Raw genomic sequence first — 21,201 nt, 5'->3', positions numbered from 1 at the left:
TGATGATTGAAATATCTACAGATATAAACAAAGCCAAAAAAATTCTTGAAAACAATGAATTAGTAGCTATTCCTACGGAGACAGTCTATGGTTTAGCAGGCAATATTTACAGCGAAACTGCAATAAAAAAAATATTTGAGACCAAAAAAAGACCCTTCTATAATCCTTTAATAGTGCACATTCACAATAAAAAGCTAATAGATGAAATAGCGATAAATATACCAGAAAAAGCAAGAATATTAGCGGATGCATTCTGGCCGGGATCACTAACCTTACTTTTAGAAAAGAATATTAAAATACCGGATATTGTTACTGCAGGTAGAAATTCAGTTGCTGTTCGAGTACCTAATCATCCTTTGACTTTAGAATTATTAAAAGCATTAAATTTTCCTTTGGCTGCACCTAGTGCAAACCCATTTGGATCTATAAGTCCAACTAGAGCTCAGCATGTAGCCGATTATTTTTCAAATGATATTGCCATGGTTTTAGAGGGTGGCAATTGTGAAAATGGTATAGAATCAACCATTATAGGTTTTAAAAACGATCAACCTATTATATATCGTTTAGGATCCATAAGTATTGAGGAAATCGAAGTACTAGTTGGACCGCTTAAAGTAAAAAACCACAGTGAAAAGTTACCAGAATCACCAGGAATGTTATCTCGGCATTATGCTCCAAAAACAAAAACTATTTTAGTTGAAGATATAGAAAAAGAGCTATCCTTACATGCTAACAAAAGAATTGGAGTTATCGTTTTTAAAACTATAATAGATAAAACAAACATTAATTATACTGAAATTCTTTCAGAAAAAGGAGATTTAAAAGAAGCAATGTCCAATTTATATGCAGCAATGCATAGACTTGATAAATTAAAATTAGATTTAATAATTGCACAAAAATTCCCGGAAGAAGGTTTGGGAAAATCTATAAACGATCGTTTAGAACGTGCAACAAAAGAATAGTATGTGCAGACTTTACACGCTTCTTCTAACAAAAAAAATCACCCGAAGGCGATTTTTTATTACTTATAAATTTAGCAATTGATACACATCATCAAGCTCTTCATTTGAGCCTATATTAACTTTTAAATCTGTTACAAAACCTGAATTCAATCCGTAAACCCAGCCATGAATAGTTAAATCTCGACCATTTTTCCATGCCCCTTGTACAATTGAAGTCTTAGCTAGGTTGTAAACTTGTTCTTTAGTATTGACCTCAACAAAAGTATTAAAACGTTCCGTTTCGTCTTCAATGGAATTTAAATATTTGTCATGCAAACGATATTCATCTTTGATATGACGAAGCCAGTTATCAATAATACCTACTGAATCATTACCCATTGCAGCTTTTACACCTCCACATCCATAATGTCCGCAAACAATGACATGCTTTACTTTCAAAACATTTACTGCATAATCCAGTACACTTAGCATATTCATATCGGAATGCACTACCATATTAGCGATATTCCTATGAACAAAGACCTCTCCGGGTTTAGCTCCAATAATCTCATTGGCTGGAACACGACTATCGGAACATCCAATCCATAACAAGGGTGGTGTTTGACCTTTTGCTAAATCTTTAAAAAAGTTTGGGTCTTTTAATAAGCTATTTTCTACCCACTTTTTATTATTCTCTAATATTTTCTTATAAAAATCACTCATCTTTCTATTTGTTTTTTAATTTAAATTTGGCACAGAACTTCAAAAAATTGATAATAAAATCTTTTTTTAAAGCTTGAATTACATCGGCCTCTTATTTGTTTAATTATTAATTTTGATAAACTTCATTAAATTTTTCCTTTTTAACCATTGCTCTTTTGGCTACATCATAATAATGTTCAAACGTAACGTGATTCGTTAATTCTGGAGTATTTTCTAGCTCGTAAGCCTTTTTAAAACCTTTTAACTTTACCTTAATATTTTCGTCTACTGCTCTCGTTGCTTTGAACTCCTTTATTAAATCTAGAATATCATGAGAGATATACACTGTATCCTTAGCGTTGATAATCACATTAGAATTTTCAGGTATTTCACTCAAAGTCAATTTAATCGCCGCTTTATTCAAGAAAGACACCTCTTGAGCTAAATCGATATGAATAATATCACCGTCAACATATTGCTCTTTTTTGAAACTATATGCTCTTTTTAGATTTCCTCTTAGGATAAAAATAACGCTGATGATAATCCCCAATAACACTCCTTTGAGTAAATCTGTGGCCACAACTGCAACCAAAGTGGCAATAAAAGGAACAAACTGATACTTCCCTTTTTCCCAAAAATGTATAAAAGTTGCTGGTTTCGCTAGTTTATATCCAACTAAAATAAGAATTGTTGCCAAAGTTGCCAATGGTATTTTGTTCAAAATAACAGGGATAGCCAATACACTTAGCAGTAGCAATACACCATGAATAATAGCTGACATTTTAGATTTAGCACCAGCATTATTATTAGCAGATGATCGAACAACAACTGATGTCATAGGTAATCCTCCTAAGAGAGAGCTAACAATATTACCAATACCTTGCGCTTTTAGCTCAATATTAGTATCAGTATACCTTTTTTGAGCATCCATTCTGTCGGAGGCTTCAATACACAATAATGTTTCGATTGAGGCAACTATGGCAATCGTTAAACCAACTATCCATACTTGAGGATTTGTAATTCCAGCAAAATTAGGAGTTACAATAATAGCCTTAAACTCTTCAAAAGATTGAGGAATAGGCAAACTAACTAAATGTTCTTTGGAAATTGCTAATGAACTTCCTGTTTGTATAAATAATTCATTTAAAATAATTCCTATTATTACCGCGACCAAAGCACCTGGCACTAGTTTCAATTTTTTCAAAAAAGAAAATTTATCCCATGAAATTAAGATTACCAAAGAGGCTAATGTAATGACAAGCGCTCCCAATTCAATATGGTTAAAGACTTCAAATAATGCAGAAAATGAGTTATTCCCATCGTTCTGCACAAAAGACTGATTCCCTTCAAAATCCGCATCATAACCAAAAGCATGAGGTATTTGTTTCAAAATAATTATTACTCCAATACCTGCTAACATTCCCTCAATTACGTTCGTTAGAAAATAATTAGAAATGCTTCCCGCTTTTAGAAAACCTAGCGCTAATTGCAATAATCCTGCTATAAAAACCGCCGTTAGGAAAACATCGAAAGCTCCTAAATCGGTTATTGCTGTTAAAATAATTGCTGTTAAACCAGCTGCAGGTCCACTAACACTAATATGAGACTGACTCAAATACCCCACTACGACACCACCAATAATTCCAGAGATAATTCCAGAGAATAATGGTGCGCCTGAGGCCATTGCAATCCCTAAACATAAAGGAAGTGCAACTAAAAAAACGACCAATCCTGATGCAAAATCAGATTTTAAATTGGCCAAAAGATTGACTTTTTTTGACATAATATTACATTAAATTATAAGTTAATATGCTACATATCACAAAGAATGTAGTAATTTAATTTTAATCGAAATATTATGCTTTATTAGGCGGGGGAGAAAAAATAGATGCCGAAACATTATCATGTTTAGATAAGTTTTCAGATAGTATTAAACTAGAGTTGTTGATTTTTTCATCGTTAAAACCGATGTAAGAAGAATTATTTATATAAACTATGCTTTTAATTTCTTTATGAGTGTGATGCTCCTCTTCAGACATATTAAAAAACATAGATATATCACAAGACTTTTCTATCACTGTTACAAATGCAGGAGTAGATAAAAACGCAATAAATAAGAATAAAAAAAGACTTGCTATTATTTTCATTAAGGCAAAAATAGTTAATAAGGAAGAATAAATTTTATAACTATTAAAAATTTTAAATAAATTTAACATCCACAAAAAAAGCAGAACACTAACTTATTAGTATTCTGCTTTATTATAAAAACTTAAGAAATATTATAAACTTTCTTCTAACCAAGCTTGCATCATCCAAATTGTTTTTTCTTGTTCAGCAATAAAATCACTCATCATTGAGTTGGTTCCTTCGTCATTAATTTCGGCAGATTTATTAAGAATTTCTCTTTCAATTTTTAATAAATGGGATAAAGAATTCACAATCAAATGAACTGCTTTTTCGTCAACAGAAATATTTTTACCAACAACTAAAGTATTGTTTTTAATGTAATCTTCAAACGTATGAAGAGGGGTTCCTCCTATTGTCAAAACTCTTTCGGCAATCAAATCAATTTTTAATTGCGAATCTGTATATAATTCTTCAAACTTTACATGTAGATCAAAAAAGCGTTTTCCTTTAATATTCCAATGAATTCCTCTTAAATTTTGATAATATACTTGAAAATTTGATAAGAGCGTATTTAGATCATTAATAATCAACTCTGATTCCTTAACTGCTAGTCCTAAAATGTTAGTTTTCATTGTTCAATTTTTATTAATTAGGTTGTTTTGTAAATTTAGTCAAACATTAAAGAAAAACACCATAATAAAAAGTTATTGTTTTACTAAATTTGCATTAGAAAAAAGTATACCATGACAATCACACAATTAAAATATGTTCTTGCAGTTGCTGAGCACAAAAATTTCACTCTAGCTGCTGAAAAATGTTTTGTGACGCAACCCACTTTGAGTATGCAAATTCAAAAAATAGAAGAAGAATTGAGCATTCAAATTTTTGATCGAACCAAAAAACCAATCCAACTTACTGATATTGGTCTCAAAATAGTAAATCAAGCCAAAAATATTGTCAATGAAGCGGATCGCATTCAAGACATCGTAGAACAGCAAAAAGGTTTTATTGGAGGAGAGTTTAGATTAGGAATCATTCCTACTATAATGCCCACTTTGCTTCCTATGTTTCTGAATAATTTCATCAAAAAATATCCAAAAGTAAAACTGATTATTGAAGAGTTAAACACAGATGAAATCATTACAAGACTCAATAACGGTCATCTAGATGCTGCCATTGCTGCTACTCCTTTGATGGAAGAGAAAATCAAGGAAATTGTACTTTATTTTGAGCCCTTTGTAGCATACATACCAGAGAGCCATCATCATTTTCAGAAAGAAGAAATAGAAATCTCTGACTTAAACTTAGATGAAATTCTATTATTACAAGACGGACATTGTTTTAGAGATGGAATTTTAAATTTATGCAAAAATTCTCCTCGCAGCGATAAAGGTCATTTTCAGTTAGAAAGTGGGAGTTTTGAAACGCTTATTAAATTAGCCGATGAAGGATTAGGGACAACATTGTTGCCTTATTTGCATACACTTGATCTAAAAGAGAGTGACAAGTTAAAACTGCGTCATTTTAAGGAGCCAAAACCTGCTAGAGAAGTTAGCTTGATTTTTCCAAAAAACGAGTTGAAAATTCAGATTATTGAAGCCCTCCGAATCACTATAGCTGGAGTTATTAAAGGGGCTATTGTTTATCAAAATGTTCAAATTATAAGTTCAATACATAAGAAATAAAAAAAGGAACCCAATTGGGTTCCTTTTTTTTATGAATTTACTATGAGTAAGCATTGTTTTAATTCTGGTTTCTCCATGGTGAAATTTTCTAACCATTCTCTCAATTGTTCCATTTCGTAAGGTAACAACATTTTGATTGCTTTTTCTAGTTCCTTACAGAAAAGGCTAGCATCAAAACTTACTCTTTCTAAAACTGATTTCGTATAATCATACATAATTTTCGACATAATTTAAGGCAGATTTGGTTATATTCAAATTCTAAATCAATGTAAAAATACATCCTTTTTAGTTACTGCATCATAATTTAACGAAGTTTTTGGTTTTTATTTTTTTAAATTATAATTCACTGATTTTTAAGTAATTAATTTTATAATTTTATAATTTACTTGCTCTAAACATTTCTCTTTTTCCTGGTGGCCCTGCAAGTTTTTCAACTGTAAATCCAACTTCAATCATACTTCTTTTGACCACTCCTCTAGCAGCATAAGTGACTAAAACACCTTTTGGCTTGAGAGCTTGGTACATTTTTCTAAAAATTTCTGTGCTCCATAATTCCGGTTGAACTCTATATCCAAAAGCATCAAAATAAATTAAGTCGAATTTGTTTTCATCAATAATTTCTTCAAAAAACTGTTTCCTTTTAGTTAGTGAAAAGTTTTCCTTCAATAAGATTTTTTCTTCCCAGCTACTTTCATGTATCTTTTCAAAAATTACACTCTCTGCTTGCGCTCCTAACTCGGCAACGTAATTCATATGCTTTACTTCTTCTGCCGAAATTGGATAAGCCTCAACACCTACATAATCAATCTTTTGTTCCATTTTTTGAGATTCCAAAACAGTAATGAATGTATTTAAACCAGTACCAAATCCAATTTCCATAATAGCCACTTCTCTATTTTTAAATAAAGAAAGTCCGTTTTTGATAAAAACATGTTGTGCTTCCTGAATCGCTCCATGTTTAGAATGATAACATTCATCCCAATCTGTAAGTTGTATGGTTGTAGAACCATCGAGTGTTTGTATTATTTCTCTTTTCAAAATTATATTTTAAAGTTAGGTTACTAAATATTTACCTGTTGTCAAATTTAATAAAACTAAAACTCTCCCTTCCTAAAAAGGTATTATTTATTATAAAATCAATAGAATAGCTATTCTTTTTATCAAATTTTATAACTGATTTGTAATAGATAGTTAAAAGCTATAAATAATAATGTTTAGATAAGAGTTCTGCTTATTTTTTATCTAATTTTGCAGTTATTAAAATACAGCTTATTAAGCATTCTATATTTTAAAAAATGCTTACAACATTAAAATTAAAAACAATACAATATTATGAGTACTACTCAAACTAACAAAATTGAAATTTTAAAATCTGCTACTTCAAAAATAAACGAAGTAGATTTTGGAAACTTAAGCTTTGGTTCAGTTTTTACGGACCATTTATTTGAATGTGATTTTAAAAATGGGGAATGGCAAAAACCAGTCATTAAGCCTTATGCGCCTTTTTTGTTAGACCCATCAAGTAGGGTTTTTCATTATGGTCAAGCGATTTTTGAAGGAATGAAAGCCTATAAAGATGCAAATGATGATGTTTGGCTTTTTAGACCTGATGAAAATTACAATCGTTTTAATAAATCAGCTTTGAGAATGGCTATGCCTGAAGTCCCTGAAGAAATATTCATGAACGGACTAAATCAATTATTGCAATTGGATGAAGCTTGGATAAAAAAAGGAAAAGGGAATGCAATGTATATTCGTCCTTTTATGATTGCAACAGGTACAGGTGTAATTGCTAACCCATCTCATGATTATAAATTTATGATCATTTTATCTCCTGTGACTTCTTACTATTCTGGTGATGTAAAAGTTCTTATTGCAGAACACTTTAGTAGAGCTGCGAATGGTGGAATTGGAGCTGCAAAAGCAGCTGGTAATTATGCAGCACAATTTTATCCTACCAACCTAGCTAATCAAGCAGGATTTCAACAGGTTATCTGGACAGATGACGCTACACATACAAAACTAGAGGAAGCAGGCACAATGAATGTATTCTTTAGAATAAATGATACTTTATTTACTGCTCCAGTAAGTGAGCGTATTTTAGACGGTGTAACTAGAAAAACACTTATTGAATTGGCTAAAAGTGAAAATATAGCGGTAGAAATTCGTCCAGTTTTAGTTTCTGAACTTGTAGAGGCTGCAAAAAACGGTAGTTTAAAAGAAATTTTTGGTGCAGGAACAGCAGCAGTTGTTAGCCCAATATCAGGATTTTCATATCAAGATGTATATTATGACTTGCCTAAAATTGAAAAGTCAGTAGCTATTCAATTGAAAGATAAATTAACTAATATTCAAAATAAATTAGAAGAGGATACTTTTGGATGGACTGTTAAGATCTAAAAAAGTAGAATACCAAAATATAAAAAGGCGATAACGTAATGATTATCGCCTTTTTTATTTATGAAAAATTTATTGCAGTTTCTATTTAATGTAAAATTACAGCTTCTAAATTACTTTTTTAAAATAGCAGAAAAATCAGGTTTAAAATATCTTGGCCCTTTCATTACTTTTCCATCTTCTCGGTAAATAGGATTTCCGTTTTCATCTAACTTACTCATATTACTACGTTGAATTTCATCAAAAACAGCTTCTATCTTATGTTGTAATCCATGTTCTAAGATTGTACCGCACAAAATATATAACATGTCACCAAGAGCATCAGCAATTTCTGTTATATCGTTATTTTGTACTGCTTCGAGATATTCTTCATTCTCTTCTTTCATTAGATTATAGCGAAGTTCATGCGTATTTGATCCCAAGTCGGCAGTAGGTATTTCACTAAAATTTAATTTAAAAGTTGTATGAAATTCTTTTACGGCATTTATTTGTTTTTGCATCTATTACTATTTATAAAATGAAAAGACAAATTAGTAAACTATTATTAAACTAATCCCTAAATTTGTAAAAAAATATTTTTAATTATGTTTAGTAAGGATCAATTAATATTTGCAGGTCTTTTTTTTATTGTATTTGTCATTGCAATAACATTTGCTTATCGAAAAGATATAGGACTACATAGGATATTTTATAAAGGAAGCTATAAAATATTGATCGGATTTATCGCTTTTATTGGTATTTTATTTTTAATCAAAATTTTCTTTAAAAGATAAATTTTAATTCCAACCATCTATTGTCTGCCTTTTGGTGGACTTTTTTTTATAAAATTGTAAAAGTATGTATTCTTTACATTTTTCTTAAAACTTAATAGATAGTTAAAAACCAAATGTTTGCAAATAAAAATTAGTGATAAATAATTAAAAAAACATCAGTTAGGAATGCAAAATATTTAAAGACAAAAGGGTGATTTTTATTAAATCATTTAAAAAAATTAAATATTTACCTTAAAGTTTTATTCAGAAAATACCATTATAATTATTTAACAGTTTCTATAACTTGTTAATTAAATTTTTAACTTTACAGAAATTAATAAACCCGTGTATTATGAGGATTTTAAAATATTTGTTTCTTTTACTACTTCTTAGCTTAGTTGCTATATCTATTTTTGTTGCAACTCAAAAAGGGGATTTTACTGTAGAAAGAAGTCAAATTATAAATTCCTCAAAAGCAAACGTGTTTAGCTACGTGAATGATTTAAGAAATTGGGAAGATTTTAGTTCACTATTGATTGAAGATCCCTCTATAAAAATCAGCTATTCAAACAAAACAATTGGACCTGGCGCTTCATACACTTGGCAAGGCAAAGAGGGAGCTGGTGATTTGAAAACTATTTTTGTAAAAGAAAACGATAGTATTGCACAAAAAATGAACTATGACGGTACTTCATCGTCAGTTTTTTGGAAATTCAAAGATACTATAGGCGGTACTAAGGTAACTTGGAAAACCATTGGTAAAATGAATTTTTATATGAAAGTGAGTACTGCTTTTAATGGCGGAATTTACAGAATTATAGGTAAAACGTACGAAAAGAGTTTAGCCAATTTAGATAAGATTCTTGATTACGAAATAAATACATACAACTTAAAAGTAAATGGTTTATCAAAAGTAGCTACCACTTTCTATTTAAATCAAACTTTTACTAGTAAAATTACTAATGTAACAAAAAATTCAAGAATAGTATTCTATAAGATTATTAAGTTTTGTAATCAAAACAAAATAGATCTAAATGGCAAGCCATTTATTATTTATCACAATTACGATGTCACCAACGACTTAACACGAATTTCTGTTTGTGTACCAATAAAAAATCAAATATTAACAAGTTCTGGAAGCGATATTTTAAGCGGAAAACTCGAAGGATTTGACGCTGTTAAAACAACTATGGCAGGAGATTATTCTCATACTAAAAAAGCAATAGAAAAAACTATAGCATACAGTAACACAAATGTTATAGAATTGGATAAATCATTCTCTCACTTAGAAATTTTTAAAACTAGTAGGTCTGAAAATAAAAGTCCATCAAAATGGATTACGGAGATTTACTTTCCAATAAAAATCAAAGTAGTACCAGTTAATACCTATATTCCGTTTAGAAAACCAGAACCTGCAGTTGTAACAGAACCTGCGGTAAATAAGCCAGAGGAACAATCTGAGTTTTAACTTTTTTATCCTTTACATTAAACCTTTTTACTAAATTCTATTCTAACCTAGAAAAAACAATTTTGCAAGAAGAAAAGGAATTTATAGAACAATTATTAAATCTTAAAACGCAAAATCAAGCGTTTGAGAAGTTGATAGTGGATTCTCAAAGGCCTCTTTACAATCATATCAGAAATATCGTTCTCAATCACGATGACGCTGATGATGTTTTGCAGAATACTTTTGTGAAAATTTTTCTAAATTTAAAAAATTTCAAAGGAGAAAGTAAACTCTTCTCTTGGATGTATCGCATTGCTACTAATGAAGCATTAAATTTTTTAAAGCAAAAATCAAAAAGAAATGAAATTCCTTCTGAAGCGGTTCAAAATAAAGCTATAGAAAATCTTGAAGCAGATATTTATTTTGATGGAAATGAAATACAATTAAAATTACAAAAAGCAATAGCGTTATTACCTGAAAAGCAACAGTTGGTTTTTAAAATGAAATATTTTGAAGAACTTAAATATGAAGCTATTTCCGAAATTTTAGGCACATCAGTAGGTGGGTTAAAAGCCTCTTATCACATTGCAGTAAAAAAAATTGAAGCATTTATCAATAGAAATTAAACCTTTTTAAAATAAGAGTGTCTTATAAGCATATGAAAACATTTAAATTAGAAAACGAGACTAAAATAGAATCTGGATTTAAAACACCAGATAATTATTTTGATAATTTCTCCGCTAAAATGATGGAGAGGTTACCTATGAATGAACCTAAAGTGATTTCAATATTTCAAAAAAGAAAGAATTTATTTCTCCTGATAGCAGCAATTTTAGTGCTTGCACTTCTAGTTCCAACTTTATATAATTATTCTACTACGCAAAAATCAAATATGGATGCAGCTGCATTAGAAAATTACATTACCTATCAAACGAATGTAAATCAATATGATTTAATTAATGTATTGGAAACAGAAGATATTAATAACATAAAAATAAGTATGGTTCTTGAAGACAAGGCCATAGAAGATGTGTTATCATTAAATTCAAATTTAGAAAATCTTATTTTAGAATAACCACTAACCGTGATTTAAGTTACAATTAAAAAAAATAAAAAAAATGAACATTAGAAAACTATTATCAATTTTACTAGTACTAGTTTCTGTCTCCTTTTATGCTCAAAACGAAAGCATGAAAGAAAAAAAAGAAAAAATAAAAGTTCTAAAAGTTGCTTTTTTCACGACAGAATTAGATTTGACCAACGCTGAAGCTGAAAAATTTTGGCCATTATACAACACATATGATGACAATCAATTTGAGTTAAGACATCAAAAAATGAGAGCTTTTATGAAAAGAATGAATGATGGTTCTCTTGACAAATTATCGGAAAAAGAAGCGAGTAATTTTTTAAGTCAAATTGAGGACACCGAAGAAGAATTGTTTGCACTTCGAAAAAAATTCACTCAAAATGTAAAAGCAGTCCTACCTGCTACAAAAATTATAAAGCTTAGAAAAGCCGAAGAGGATTTCAATAGAAAATTGCTACAACAATATCGCAATAAAAGTGTACAAAAATAACCTCTTATTTTTTTTTTATTAATTCATAAAAAACCTAAAAAGTATAACTATTTTTACTTTTTAGGTTTTTTTATTCAAAGCGCATACGAACCATTTTATTTTGTCCAGCAGCAATAGCAGTATTTTTATTTATAAAACGTATGGTATTAAAACTCTTATCTGTACTTAATTGACTCCATGAAGTTCCACTATTTGAAGAATAATACACTCCTGAAGTTCCAACTGTTACAAGAGATTTGCCTTTTGTATTAGGAACAAACTGAACACAAGATGCATAACCAAAACCTTCCTTTTCCGCAACAAGATTCCATGATTTACCTCCATTTATAGTAAGTGCTTTGTTAGAAAAATTCTGTTTTAAATCATCATAATTACCACCGGCAACAAATCCGATATTCGAATCATAAAAATCAGCTGTAAATATTCCTGTCATCGCTTTTCCTTGAACAATCGGTGTTTCATAAACCATCCATTTAGCACCGCGATCTGGAGAATAAAAAACTCTAGATTTTTTGCCACCAGAAACGATCCATGTATCATTTCCTTTTATAACAATATTAGTATTACTTGCTGCAAAAGCGGCTTCCCCTTCTTCTACCTTTGGTAATTTATCACATGGGATTTTTGACCATGATTTTCCACCATCTTTAGTTATAATTATATTCAAACAATTATTTATTGGATCGCCCATAGCAATTCCTTGGTTGTTGTCCCAAAACTGCATACTATCAAAAAAAACCTTCTCATGGTTTTCTTGATAAACTAATTTTACAGTAGCGTCATGTTTAGAAATTTGATAGAGTAATGCTGGATTTGAAACGCTTAAAACAAAAACATGCTTTGCTGTTTGCGCTATACTTCTAAATTCTAGTTTTAAAGAATCTTTGGTGATTAAATTCTCTTTTTTTTGTTTGGTATTCAAATCAAAAAAACCATGTCTCCCTTTATCAGCAGCATACCAAATTTTATTTTTGTCAATCTGTATGGCTCTAATACTTATTTTATCTTGAAATAAAGTATCAATCTTTACTGATTTAAAGTGTTCTTGACTTAAAGTATTTGCTTGTTTTATGTTACATGATACAAAGAAAATCAAGACAAGTAGAAATAGTATAGAATTTTTCATAACTAATAAATTTTGCGACAATTTACAACTATTTGAACAAATACAATCTTACTCTAAATTTTATTGGCATAGTAATTGGATTGTAAAAAAAAGGAACATTTAATCCCATAAATTATGAAAACGAAATTACTATTATTGAGTCTTTTGACTACTGTTTTCGCAACACAAATTCAAGCGCAAAAAAGAATATCGGTAAACGCTAAGAATTCAGAAATAAGTGATAATCTTGATTTGAGAGCAGTTGCGTCTATTTTTGGAGATTCTAGAGACCTTCAAGATTTTGAAAGACGCCTTAACGATCCTGAGCTTCAAATTTCAAATTTAGATTTAAATAATGATGATCAAGTAGATTACTTAAGAGTTATTGAAACAGTTGAAAACAGAACGCACTTAATTATTATCCAATCTGTACTTGATCAAGATGTTTATCAAGATGTAGCTACTATAGATGTAGAAAAAGATAGAGATAATAAAATTCATGTTCAAGTTGTGGGTGATGTGTTCATGTATGGAGACAATTACATATACGAACCCGTTTATTATACACCTCCAATAATTTACGCCTCATTTTGGTCGACCAATTATCGCCCTTATTATTCTACTTGGAACTGGAATTATTATCCTTCTTATTATTATGCTTGGAATCCTTTTCCAGTGTTTCGATATAGAAATAATATCAATATTAGTATCAATATCAATAATAATTACAATTATGTAAATCACAGAAGAAATGATCGCACCGTGGTTTTCTATAATTCAAGACGATCGAATGGTTATGAGAGACAAAATCCAAATTATTCTTTTTCTAGAAGAAATGTAAATGTTGTAAATCGTTACGAACTTGATCAAAGACGAGGATCTAGAAATGACGTAAGTTATGCTAGTAGAAGAGGTAATTCATCAAGAGAAAACAGCCTACAAAGAGGTAATTCTTCTAGAGATTATTCTCAAAGCAGAACAAATCCTTCTAGCGAAAATAGACCTCAAAGAGGTAATTCTTCTAGAGATTATTCTCAAAATAGAACAAGCCGTTCTACAGAAGAAACTCCTCAAAGAGGTAATTCTTCTAGAGATTATTCTCAGAACAGAACTAGCCCTTCTACAGAAGCAAGTCCTCAAAGAGGTAATTCTTCTAGAGATTATTCTCAAAATAGAACAAGTCCTTCTACAGAAGCAAGTCCTCAAAGAGGTAATTCTTCTAGAGATTATTCTCAAAACAGAACTAGCCCTTCTACAGAAGCAAGTCCTCAAAGAGGTAATTCATCTAGAGATTATTCTCAGAACAGAACTAGCCCTTCTACAGAAGCAAGTCCTCAAAGAGGTAATTCATCTAGAGATTATTCTCAAAACAGAATGAGTCCTTCTACAGAAGCAAGTCCTCAAAGAGGTAATTCATCTAGAGATTATTCTCAGAACAGAATGAGTCCGGCTCGAGAGTCTACTCCTGAGAGAGCGCAATCACAAAATAGAGGAAGCGGAGCAAGTGAATCGGCACCTCAAAGAGGTGAATCACAAAGAGGTAATTCCTCTCCTAGAAATAATAATAGACGAATTTAAATAAACTCTTTTAAAGAAATTAAGACACGGTTTTTAGCCGTGTTTTTTTTATTGTATAAAAAGCTACAATTTACTTTAAAATTGTATTTTTGACAAGTTATTTAAAATCACTACATGAGCGCATCGCACAAAGACCTGCATAGTAAATTAACTTTAGGCGGTTTATTAATTTCTTTAGGAATAATTTATGGTGATATTGGAACCTCACCTTTGTACGTAATGAAAGCCATACTTGGCGATCACATTATAAATGCTGATGTTGTTTTAGGAGGAGTATCAGCAGTATTTTGGACTCTTACTTTGCAAACCACCATTAAGTATGTAATGATTACATTAAGTGCTGATAATCATGGTGAAGGTGGTATTTTTGCCTTATATGCTTTGGTAAAAAAAACAAAAATAAAATGGCTAATTGTCCCCGCAATTGTTGGAGGAAGTGCACTTCTAGCCGATGGAATTATCACACCACCAATTTCTGTATCCTCCGCTGTAGAAGGAATTAGAAAATTTTATCCAGAAATAAATACAATTCCAATCGTTATTGGTATTTTATTCGTGCTTTTTGCTATCCAACAATTTGGTTCAAAATTAGTAGGTAAGTTTTTTGCTCCGATGATGATGGTTTGGTTCGCCATGCTTGCAGTATTAGGAATATCACAAATAGGACAAAACCTTACAGTTCTAAAAGCGATAAATCCATATTACGCGTACCATTTACTCTCTATTCATCCGGAAGGTTTCTTTGTTTTAGGATTTGTATTCCTATGTACTACTGGTGCAGAAGCTTTGTACTCAGACATGGGACATTGCGGACGCAAAAACATTAGAATAAGTTGGGTATTCGTAAAAACAACTTTAGTCCTAAATTATTTTGGACAAGCAGCTTATTTAATCGGTAAAGAAGGTGAAACACTACAAACCTTAGGAGGAAAGAATGGGAATCCTTTCTATCTTATCATGCCAGATTGGTTTCAGCCAATTGGTATTGTAGTAGCAACTCTAGCCGCTGTAATTGCATCACAAGCTTTGATTAGTGGTTCCTTTACTCTTATTAATGAAGCTATGAGATTAAACTTTTGGCCCAAAGTAAAAATAAAATATCCAACGGAATTGAAAGGGCAGTTATACATACCTTCTATAAACTGGTTGTTGTTTTTTGGATGTGTTGGAATCGTATTACACTTTGAGGAATCAAATAATATGGAGCATGCTTATGGTTTGGCAATTATATTGTGTATGATAATGACAACCATTTTACTTAACTATTATTTGATAATGAAAAGAGTAAAATTATATCTAATTGTACCTCTTATCACAACTTATTTATTAATCGAATTTAGTTTCTTAGCCGCAAATATTACAAAATTTGCCGATGGTGGTTATGTTACACTAATCATAGCAGCGATATTAATTAGCATAATGACAACTTGGTATCTAGCTAAACAAATTAACAAAAGCTACACTAAACTTGTTAAAGTAGAAGATTATAAAAAAGTACTAGCTGAATTGAGTGCTGATTTATCGATTCCAAAATATGCAACCCACTTAGTTTATATGACTAATGCAGGTAGAACTGATGAAATAGAAGAAAAAGTAATGTACTCTATTTTACAAAAAAGACCTAAAAGAGCTGATATTTACTGGTTTGTTCATGTAAATATATTGTCAGAACCTTACAAAGCGGAATATAAAGTTACTGAAATCGCAAAAGATGATTTATATCGTGTCGACTTTAATCTTGGTTTTAGAGAACCTACCAAAATTAACTTAATGTTTAGAGAGGTCATTAAAGACATGGTTAAAAAAGGCGAAGTAGATATTACAAGTAGATATGAATCATTGAATAAAAATAATATTATTGGTGACTTTAAATTTGTACTTTCGGAAAAATTCCTTTCTAATGACAGTCGTTTAAGATGGCACGAAAAGATAATAATGAATTCCTATTTCCTACTTAAAAAATTAAGTTTGTCCGAGGAAAAAGCTTTTGGTTTAGATAGTAGTTCTGTTAAAATTGAAAAATTTCCTATGGTGCTTCATGCTCCTGAAAAAGTAGATTTAATTAGAATAAAATAATTTTATCATCCAAAAACATTAAAAACATTGTATTAATTACAGTGTTTTTTTTTGTTTAAAAATTAAAAAAATAAGAATCATTATTTAAAATATAACATTCAATCAATAAATAGTACCTTTGCACCTCAATTATTTAAAATGAGATTACACAGAAATTTAGTTTACACAACAATAGACGCATTAAACGCCATTTTTAATGAAGGGGAATATGCAGATAAAGTAGTAGCAAGATCCTTAAAAAAAGACAAACGTTGGGGAAGTTCAGATAGAAAGTTTGTTGCAGAAACCATCTACGAAATTGTACGTTGGAAGAGATTATACGCAGAAATTGCCGAAGTAAAAGAGCCGTTTGACAGAGATAATCTCTGGAGAATGTTTTCTGTTTGGGCTGTTTTAAGAGGTTATCCTATTCCGGATTGGCGTCAGCTTGAAGGAACTCCTGATCGAAAAATAAAAGGTCGCTTTGATGAACTTTCAAAAGTAAGAGCTTTGAAAGAATCTATTCCGGATTGGATGGATGAATTAGGGGTTAAAGAATTAGGCGAAAAAGTTTGGGCTACTGAAATTGCAGCTCAAAACCAACCTGCTAAAGTGATTTTAAGGGTAAATACACTTAAGACTACTAGAGAAGCACTTCGTGCTATTCTAATGGATTTAAACATTGAAACAGAAACCTTAAAAAATCAACCAGATGCTTTAGTTCTTAAAGAAAGAGCTAATGTATTTTTGACGGATGCTTTTAAACAAGGCTTCTTTGAGGTTCAAGATGCAAATTCACAATTAGTTGCTGCTTTCCTAGATGTAAAACCAGGAATGCGTGTGGTAGATACTTGTGCTGGTGCTGGTGGAAAAACGTTGCACATTGCCGCTTTAATGGAAAATAAAGGACAATTGATTGCTATGGATTTGTATGAAAGCAAATTGAAGCAATTAAAAATTAGAGCAAAAAGAGACGGCGCTTTTAATATCGAATACCGCATTATCGACTCTACAAAAATCATCAAAAAACTACATGAAAGAGCAGATCGTGTTCTTATTGATGCACCGTGTAGTGGTCTAGGTGTTCTAAAAAGAAATCCTGATGCAAAATGGAAACTGAAACCAGAGTTTATCGATAATATTCGTAAAGTACAATCGGAAGTTTTAGAAAGTTATTCTAAAATTGTAAAACCAGGTGGAAAATTAGTATATGCAACTTGTTCTGTTTTACCTTCTGAAAATCAAGATCAAGTGGCTCGTTTTCTTACAACTGATATTGGAAAACAATTTAAATTTATAAAAGATCAAAAAATCCTAGCTTCTGAGTCTGGTTTTGATGGTTTTTATATGGCATTGCTAGAAAGAAACGAACAGACAGTTTAAAATACTTATTAGTAAAATAAAAAAACTCCAATTTTCAAATTTGAAAATTGGAGTTTTTTTTTATCTTTAATCAACTTTAAAATGTTTTGATTTATTTTTTTTAATCATTCATTGAAATCAAAAACTCTTCATTATTTTTAGTTTTCTTGAAACGATCATTGATAAAATCCATTGCTTCCACAGGATTCATATCCGAAAGGTATTTTCTCATAATCCACATGCGTTGTAATGTTTTTGGATCCAATAACATATCATCACGTCTTGTACTGGAAGAAGTCAAATCGATAGCTGGGAAGATACGTTTATTAGCAATTTTTCTATCCAATTGCAATTCCATATTACCAGTTCCTTTAAATTCTTCAAAGATAACCTCATCCATTTTAGAACCCGTTTCTGTCAATGCAGTTGCAATAATACTCAACGAACCACCATTTTCTACATTACGAGCCGCTCCAAAGAATCGTTTTGGTTTTTGTAATGCATTCGCATCTACACCTCCACTTAATACTTTACCTGAAGCTGGTTGAACAGTATTATATGCTCTTGCCAAACGCGTAATAGAGTCTAAAAGAATTACTACATCGTGCCCACATTCTACTAAACGTTTTGCTTTTTCTAGTACGATATTGGCAATTTTAACATGCTCTTGTGGTTCTCTGTCAAAAGTAGAAGCAATTACTTCTCCACGAACCGAACGTTGCATATCAGTAACCTCTTCTGGTCTTTCATCGATCAATAAAACAATTAAGTATACTTCTGGATGATTGGCTGCAATTGCATTTGCAATATCCTTAAGCAACATTGTTTTACCTGTTTTTGGTTGCGCCACAATCATTCCACGTTGTCCTTTACCTATTGGTGAAAACAAATCAATAATTCGCGTTGAAATAGTACTTTGTTTTTCAGCTAATTTGAATTTTTCCGATGGAAAAACAGGAGTCAAATGCTCGAAGGAAACTCGATCACGAACTACTTGAGGATCGTGTCCGTTTATTTTTAAAACACGCACTAATGGGAAAAATTTCTCTCCTTCTTTTGGTGGGCGAACCACTCCTTTTACAGTATCTCCAGTTTTAAGACCAAACAATCTGATTTGAGAAGTTGATAAATAAATATCATCTGGCGAAGCTAAATAATTATAATCTGAAGATCTTAAGAAACCGTAACCATCAGGCATCATTTCTAGAACTCCTTCGCTTTCTATAATTCCATCAAATTCAAAATCAGAAGCAGCAAAATTGCTTTTTTTGTTTTTGAAGTTGGGATTTTGGTTTTGATTTTGATTTCCGTTCCCGTTTGCAGTTCCATTTCCATTTTGATTTGGATTTGAATTTGAATTCTGTTTGTGCAATTGGTTTGGATTTATTTTTTTTACGGGAGTTGTAACTTCAGCTTTACTATCAATTGTAATCTCAGCTGCAGCTTCAACAACAGTTTCTGATTCTTTTGAAGTTTCTTTTAATTCCTCCTTGTCCTTTTTCAAGGCAATTTTTTTCTCGTAAGCAGATTTATTAAATTTTATCGCTTTTCCAGCCTTCTTCTCCTCTACTAAAGATTCTTTATTAATAGATTCTTCTTTTTCTATTGTATCTGCTGGGATAGTAGCATTATTTTCAAGAGCAACCTCTTTTTCTGTTACAATAGGCTCCGCTTCAAAAAGAGAATTTACTTTATTCTTTTGAATAGCAACTTTTTTTACGGGTAGAATTCGAACTCTTTTAGTTTTATCCTCTTCCAGATTACTTTCTGTCTTTGTAGTAGTAGATTCAACATGAGCTGCTTGATGCTCTAAAATATGACTAACTAAAGTCTCTTTTTTTACACCGTTAAATTTTATAGTTTTAGCCGCTTTAGCTATTTCTTGAAGCTCAGAAAGCTTCATTTCTTTTAATGCAGAAATATCAAACATGAATGTTCTATGAGTTTAATTAATTTTTTGAGGAATACTGTAAAAGATAGGTAGTAACTTTAAATTGAATCAACCGCAGTATGAAGTGCTTACGGTATTATGATGCAATAATACGAATAAATTTTTATCAGACAATAGTATTTTTAAAAAAGAAAATATATTTTTGTGAAACATATTTAGCAAATGATACAGAGAATTCAAACCATATATTTATTTCTTGCCTTTGTTGTTACGGGCATCTTATTATTTTTCATTCCGTTATGGACTATGAGCGATAATAAACCATACTATTTTATGCAAAGCCAAGTTTATACCATATTATTAGGATTAAGTACTACTTTGTCCTTAGTAAGTATAGTATATTATAAAAAAAGACAGAATCAATTTGTTATCGGCAGATTGAATATCTTATTAAATTTGATTTTATTAGGATTGTTTGTATATCGTTCACTAAACTTATCTGGAGAGACACCTGCTGTTTCTGAGAAAGGTATTGGGATGTTTCTACCTGTAGTTGCTGTCGTGTTATTAGTTTTAGCTAATAAGGCCATCAAAAAGGATGAAGATCTTGTAAAATCTGTGGACAGATTGAGGTAAACCTATAAATTTTAGTTTATTAGTGCGAAGGAAACCCGAATGTAACAATTCGGGTTTTTTTTTATCCAAAATCTAAATTTTCTAAACAAAAACAACAAAATGAGACGCTAACTACATATTTTTTTTAAATTTGGTGTGAATAATTACGCTATGTCAGAAAAAATACGAATCCACCTTGCTGATGACCATCAAATTCTTATGGATGGCATTAAAACAATATTGCACACCAACGCTGCATTTGAAGTTGTTGGCAGTTCTATAAACGGTAACAATTTATATGACGAAGTAGTTGAGAATAAAACAGATGTGCTAATTCTAGACATCAATATGCCCGGAAAAGACGGAATTGAGGTTATTAAAGAATTTGCAGAAAAAGGTTTTCCTTGTAAAATTATCGTTTTGTCGAGTCATGATGACTTAAGAATTGTCAAAGAAGTAATGAAACTAGGCAGTAGCGGTTATTTAACTAAAAAATGCGCCGGAGAAAACATTATAAAATCTATTCTTGCTGTTACTAATGGTGAAGAATATTTCTGTAAAGATGTTCGAGAGAAAATTTTTAGTAAAGTCACCAAAGGAAATCCAAAACTAGACAATCCAAAATTACCTTGTAACGATATTTTGACGGAAAGAGAACTGGAGATTATCATTCTTATATCATTAGAATTTAGCGGAAAAGAGATTAGCGACCAATTATTTATTAGTTGCAATACGGTAGAAACACATCGTAAAAATATCATGAAAAAATTAGACGCAAAGAACTCCATTAGTCTGGTAAAATACGCCATTAAAAATAAATTGATAAAACCCTAAAAGAGACTTTTACCCAAGCATGAATAAAATCCTAATTATAGGAAAAAGTCTTAAACATCAATTTTATACTATAACAATACTACTCTAACTAAACCAAAAATAACCAAAAACCTATTTAACCAATAGCTCAAAA

21 protein-coding genes are annotated in these 21,201 nt (G+C 30.8%); 12 read left to right on the top strand and 9 right to left on the bottom strand.

What is annotated here, in order from left to right:
* Positions 1-2 precede the first annotated feature (2 nt).
* Entirely contained in the window at positions 3-962 is a 960-nt protein-coding gene (locus H2650_RS06140; protein ID WP_188050275.1) for an L-threonylcarbamoyladenylate synthase, read from the top strand.
* Between the two features lie 63 nt (positions 963-1,025).
* On the opposite strand, the gene can is transcribed toward H2650_RS06140, so the two are convergent.
* From can to H2650_RS06120, 4 genes are all read right to left on the bottom strand, one after another.
* On the bottom strand, positions 1,026-1,664 hold the full coding sequence (can, locus tag H2650_RS06135; protein WP_188049878.1) for a carbonate dehydratase: 639 nt from the start codon (positions 1,662-1,664) through the stop codon (positions 1,026-1,028).
* 106 nt (positions 1,665-1,770) lie between these two features.
* Positions 1,771-3,426, bottom strand: coding sequence for a SulP family inorganic anion transporter (locus tag H2650_RS06130; RefSeq protein WP_188049877.1), 1,656 nt, complete (start codon positions 3,424-3,426; stop codon positions 1,771-1,773).
* A gap of 73 nt (positions 3,427-3,499) precedes the next feature.
* Positions 3,500-3,790 (bottom strand): hypothetical protein, encoded by a 291-nt coding sequence (locus H2650_RS06125; protein WP_188049876.1) that lies wholly within the window; start codon positions 3,788-3,790, stop codon positions 3,500-3,502.
* Between the two features lie 132 nt (positions 3,791-3,922).
* Entirely contained in the window at positions 3,923-4,402 is a 480-nt protein-coding gene (locus H2650_RS06120; RefSeq protein ID WP_188049875.1) for a Dps family protein, read from the bottom strand.
* 111 nt (positions 4,403-4,513) lie between these two features.
* On the opposite strand from H2650_RS06120, the gene H2650_RS06115 reads away from it, so the two are divergent.
* On the top strand, positions 4,514-5,455 hold the full coding sequence (locus tag H2650_RS06115; protein ID WP_188049874.1) for a LysR substrate-binding domain-containing protein: 942 nt from the start codon (positions 4,514-4,516) through the stop codon (positions 5,453-5,455).
* A 29-nt stretch (positions 5,456-5,484) separates the two neighbouring features.
* Here H2650_RS06115 and H2650_RS06110 read toward each other — a convergent pair whose 3' ends face one another.
* Together H2650_RS06110 and mnmD are read right to left on the bottom strand one after the other, a co-directional pair.
* Positions 5,485-5,682 carry a hypothetical protein gene (locus H2650_RS06110; protein WP_188049873.1) on the bottom strand — a complete coding sequence of 66 codons (198 nt, stop codon included), beginning with the start codon at positions 5,680-5,682 and terminating at the stop codon, positions 5,485-5,487.
* A 148-nt stretch (positions 5,683-5,830) separates the two neighbouring features.
* Complete coding sequence (gene mnmD / locus H2650_RS06105) at positions 5,831-6,493, bottom strand: tRNA (5-methylaminomethyl-2-thiouridine)(34)-methyltransferase MnmD (protein ID WP_188049872.1); 663 nt, start codon at positions 6,491-6,493, stop codon at positions 5,831-5,833.
* Between the two features lie 294 nt (positions 6,494-6,787).
* Here mnmD and H2650_RS06100 point away from each other — a divergent pair, with 294 nt between their 5' ends.
* Entirely contained in the window at positions 6,788-7,855 is a 1,068-nt protein-coding gene (locus H2650_RS06100) for a branched-chain amino acid aminotransferase (protein WP_188049871.1), read from the top strand.
* A 110-nt stretch (positions 7,856-7,965) separates the two neighbouring features.
* On the opposite strand, the gene H2650_RS06095 is transcribed toward H2650_RS06100, so the two are convergent.
* Positions 7,966-8,352 (bottom strand): MazG nucleotide pyrophosphohydrolase domain-containing protein, encoded by a 387-nt coding sequence (locus H2650_RS06095; protein ID WP_188049870.1) that lies wholly within the window; start codon positions 8,350-8,352, stop codon positions 7,966-7,968.
* 604 nt (positions 8,353-8,956) lie between these two features.
* On the opposite strand from H2650_RS06095, the gene H2650_RS06090 reads away from it, so the two are divergent.
* The 4 genes from H2650_RS06090 (at position 8,957) to H2650_RS06075 (ending at position 11,628) form a co-directional block, all read left to right on the top strand.
* Positions 8,957-10,072, top strand: coding sequence for an SRPBCC family protein (locus tag H2650_RS06090; protein WP_188049869.1), 1,116 nt, complete (start codon positions 8,957-8,959; stop codon positions 10,070-10,072).
* Between the two features lie 62 nt (positions 10,073-10,134).
* A complete protein-coding gene (locus H2650_RS06085) occupies positions 10,135-10,677 on the top strand; it encodes an RNA polymerase sigma factor (RefSeq protein WP_188049868.1) in 543 nt (180 codons plus the stop codon).
* Between the two features lie 32 nt (positions 10,678-10,709).
* Complete coding sequence (locus H2650_RS06080; RefSeq protein ID WP_188049867.1) at positions 10,710-11,126, top strand: hypothetical protein; 417 nt, start codon at positions 10,710-10,712, stop codon at positions 11,124-11,126.
* 43 nt (positions 11,127-11,169) lie between these two features.
* Complete coding sequence (locus tag H2650_RS06075; protein WP_188049866.1) at positions 11,170-11,628, top strand: sensor of ECF-type sigma factor; 459 nt, start codon at positions 11,170-11,172, stop codon at positions 11,626-11,628.
* A gap of 70 nt (positions 11,629-11,698) precedes the next feature.
* Here H2650_RS06075 and H2650_RS06070 read toward each other — a convergent pair whose 3' ends face one another.
* Positions 11,699-12,754 carry an oxidoreductase gene (locus tag H2650_RS06070; protein WP_188049865.1) on the bottom strand — a complete coding sequence of 352 codons (1,056 nt, stop codon included), beginning with the start codon at positions 12,752-12,754 and terminating at the stop codon, positions 11,699-11,701.
* Between the two features lie 114 nt (positions 12,755-12,868).
* Here H2650_RS06070 and H2650_RS06065 point away from each other — a divergent pair, with 114 nt between their 5' ends.
* From H2650_RS06065 to H2650_RS06055, 3 genes are all read left to right on the top strand, one after another.
* Entirely contained in the window at positions 12,869-14,311 is a 1,443-nt protein-coding gene (locus H2650_RS06065) for a hypothetical protein (protein ID WP_188049864.1), read from the top strand.
* Between the two features lie 114 nt (positions 14,312-14,425).
* Positions 14,426-16,387: a KUP/HAK/KT family potassium transporter gene (locus tag H2650_RS06060; protein WP_188049863.1), complete on the top strand. Its 1,962-nt coding sequence runs from the start codon at positions 14,426-14,428 to the stop codon at positions 16,385-16,387.
* Between the two features lie 138 nt (positions 16,388-16,525).
* A complete protein-coding gene (locus H2650_RS06055; RefSeq protein ID WP_188049862.1) occupies positions 16,526-17,749 on the top strand; it encodes an RsmB/NOP family class I SAM-dependent RNA methyltransferase in 1,224 nt (407 codons plus the stop codon).
* A gap of 100 nt (positions 17,750-17,849) precedes the next feature.
* Here H2650_RS06055 and rho read toward each other — a convergent pair whose 3' ends face one another.
* Positions 17,850-19,658, bottom strand: a complete 1,809-nt coding sequence (gene rho / locus H2650_RS06050) for a transcription termination factor Rho (RefSeq protein WP_188049861.1) — start codon at positions 19,656-19,658, stop codon at positions 17,850-17,852.
* A gap of 183 nt (positions 19,659-19,841) precedes the next feature.
* On the opposite strand from rho, the gene H2650_RS06045 reads away from it, so the two are divergent.
* Together H2650_RS06045 and H2650_RS06040 are read left to right on the top strand one after the other, a co-directional pair.
* A complete protein-coding gene (locus H2650_RS06045) occupies positions 19,842-20,255 on the top strand; it encodes a DUF4293 family protein (protein WP_188049860.1) in 414 nt (137 codons plus the stop codon).
* 150 nt (positions 20,256-20,405) lie between these two features.
* A complete protein-coding gene (locus H2650_RS06040; RefSeq protein WP_188049859.1) occupies positions 20,406-21,068 on the top strand; it encodes a response regulator transcription factor in 663 nt (220 codons plus the stop codon).
* Positions 21,069-21,201 lie beyond the last annotated feature (133 nt).

The organism is Flavobacterium sp. GP15, assembly GCF_014281985.1.
In the GTDB taxonomy this organism is placed as follows: Bacteria; Bacteroidota; Bacteroidia; order Flavobacteriales; family Flavobacteriaceae; genus Flavobacterium; species Flavobacterium pygoscelis.
Note: the sequence above shows the minus strand (reverse complement) of the source record. Positions and strands in the feature narration are given on the sequence as shown.

Bases quoted from the DNA above. Each gene is read 5' to 3' on its own strand.
- can (WP_188049878.1), bottom strand. From the start codon at position 1,664: ATGAGTGATTTTTATAAGAAAATATTAGAGAATAATAAAAAGTGGGTA.
- H2650_RS06120 (WP_188049875.1), bottom strand. From the start codon at position 4,402: ATGAAAACTAACATTTTAGGACTAGCAGTTAAGGAATCAGAGTTGATT.
- H2650_RS06055 (WP_188049862.1), top strand. From the start codon at position 16,526: ATGAGATTACACAGAAATTTAGTTTACACAACAATAGACGCATTAAAC.
- H2650_RS06130 (WP_188049877.1), bottom strand. From the start codon at position 3,426: ATGTCAAAAAAAGTCAATCTTTTGGCCAATTTAAAATCTGATTTTGCA.
- H2650_RS06060 (WP_188049863.1), top strand. From the start codon at position 14,426: ATGAGCGCATCGCACAAAGACCTGCATAGTAAATTAACTTTAGGCGGT.
- H2650_RS06045 (WP_188049860.1), top strand. From the start codon at position 19,842: ATGATACAGAGAATTCAAACCATATATTTATTTCTTGCCTTTGTTGTT.
- H2650_RS06070 (WP_188049865.1), bottom strand. From the start codon at position 12,754: ATGAAAAATTCTATACTATTTCTACTTGTCTTGATTTTCTTTGTATCA.
- rho (WP_188049861.1), bottom strand. From the start codon at position 19,658: ATGTTTGATATTTCTGCATTAAAAGAAATGAAGCTTTCTGAGCTTCAA.
- H2650_RS06090 (WP_188049869.1), top strand. From the start codon at position 8,957: ATGAGGATTTTAAAATATTTGTTTCTTTTACTACTTCTTAGCTTAGTT.
- H2650_RS06075 (WP_188049866.1), top strand. From the start codon at position 11,170: ATGAACATTAGAAAACTATTATCAATTTTACTAGTACTAGTTTCTGTC.
- H2650_RS06095 (WP_188049870.1), bottom strand. From the start codon at position 8,352: ATGCAAAAACAAATAAATGCCGTAAAAGAATTTCATACAACTTTTAAA.
- H2650_RS06065 (WP_188049864.1), top strand. From the start codon at position 12,869: ATGAAAACGAAATTACTATTATTGAGTCTTTTGACTACTGTTTTCGCA.
- H2650_RS06040 (WP_188049859.1), top strand. From the start codon at position 20,406: ATGTCAGAAAAAATACGAATCCACCTTGCTGATGACCATCAAATTCTT.
- H2650_RS06080 (WP_188049867.1), top strand. From the start codon at position 10,710: ATGAAAACATTTAAATTAGAAAACGAGACTAAAATAGAATCTGGATTT.
- H2650_RS06140 (WP_188050275.1), top strand. From the start codon at position 3: ATGATTGAAATATCTACAGATATAAACAAAGCCAAAAAAATTCTTGAA.
- H2650_RS06115 (WP_188049874.1), top strand. From the start codon at position 4,514: ATGACAATCACACAATTAAAATATGTTCTTGCAGTTGCTGAGCACAAA.
- H2650_RS06100 (WP_188049871.1), top strand. From the start codon at position 6,788: ATGAGTACTACTCAAACTAACAAAATTGAAATTTTAAAATCTGCTACT.
- H2650_RS06110 (WP_188049873.1), bottom strand. From the start codon at position 5,682: ATGTCGAAAATTATGTATGATTATACGAAATCAGTTTTAGAAAGAGTA.
- H2650_RS06125 (WP_188049876.1), bottom strand. From the start codon at position 3,790: ATGAAAATAATAGCAAGTCTTTTTTTATTCTTATTTATTGCGTTTTTA.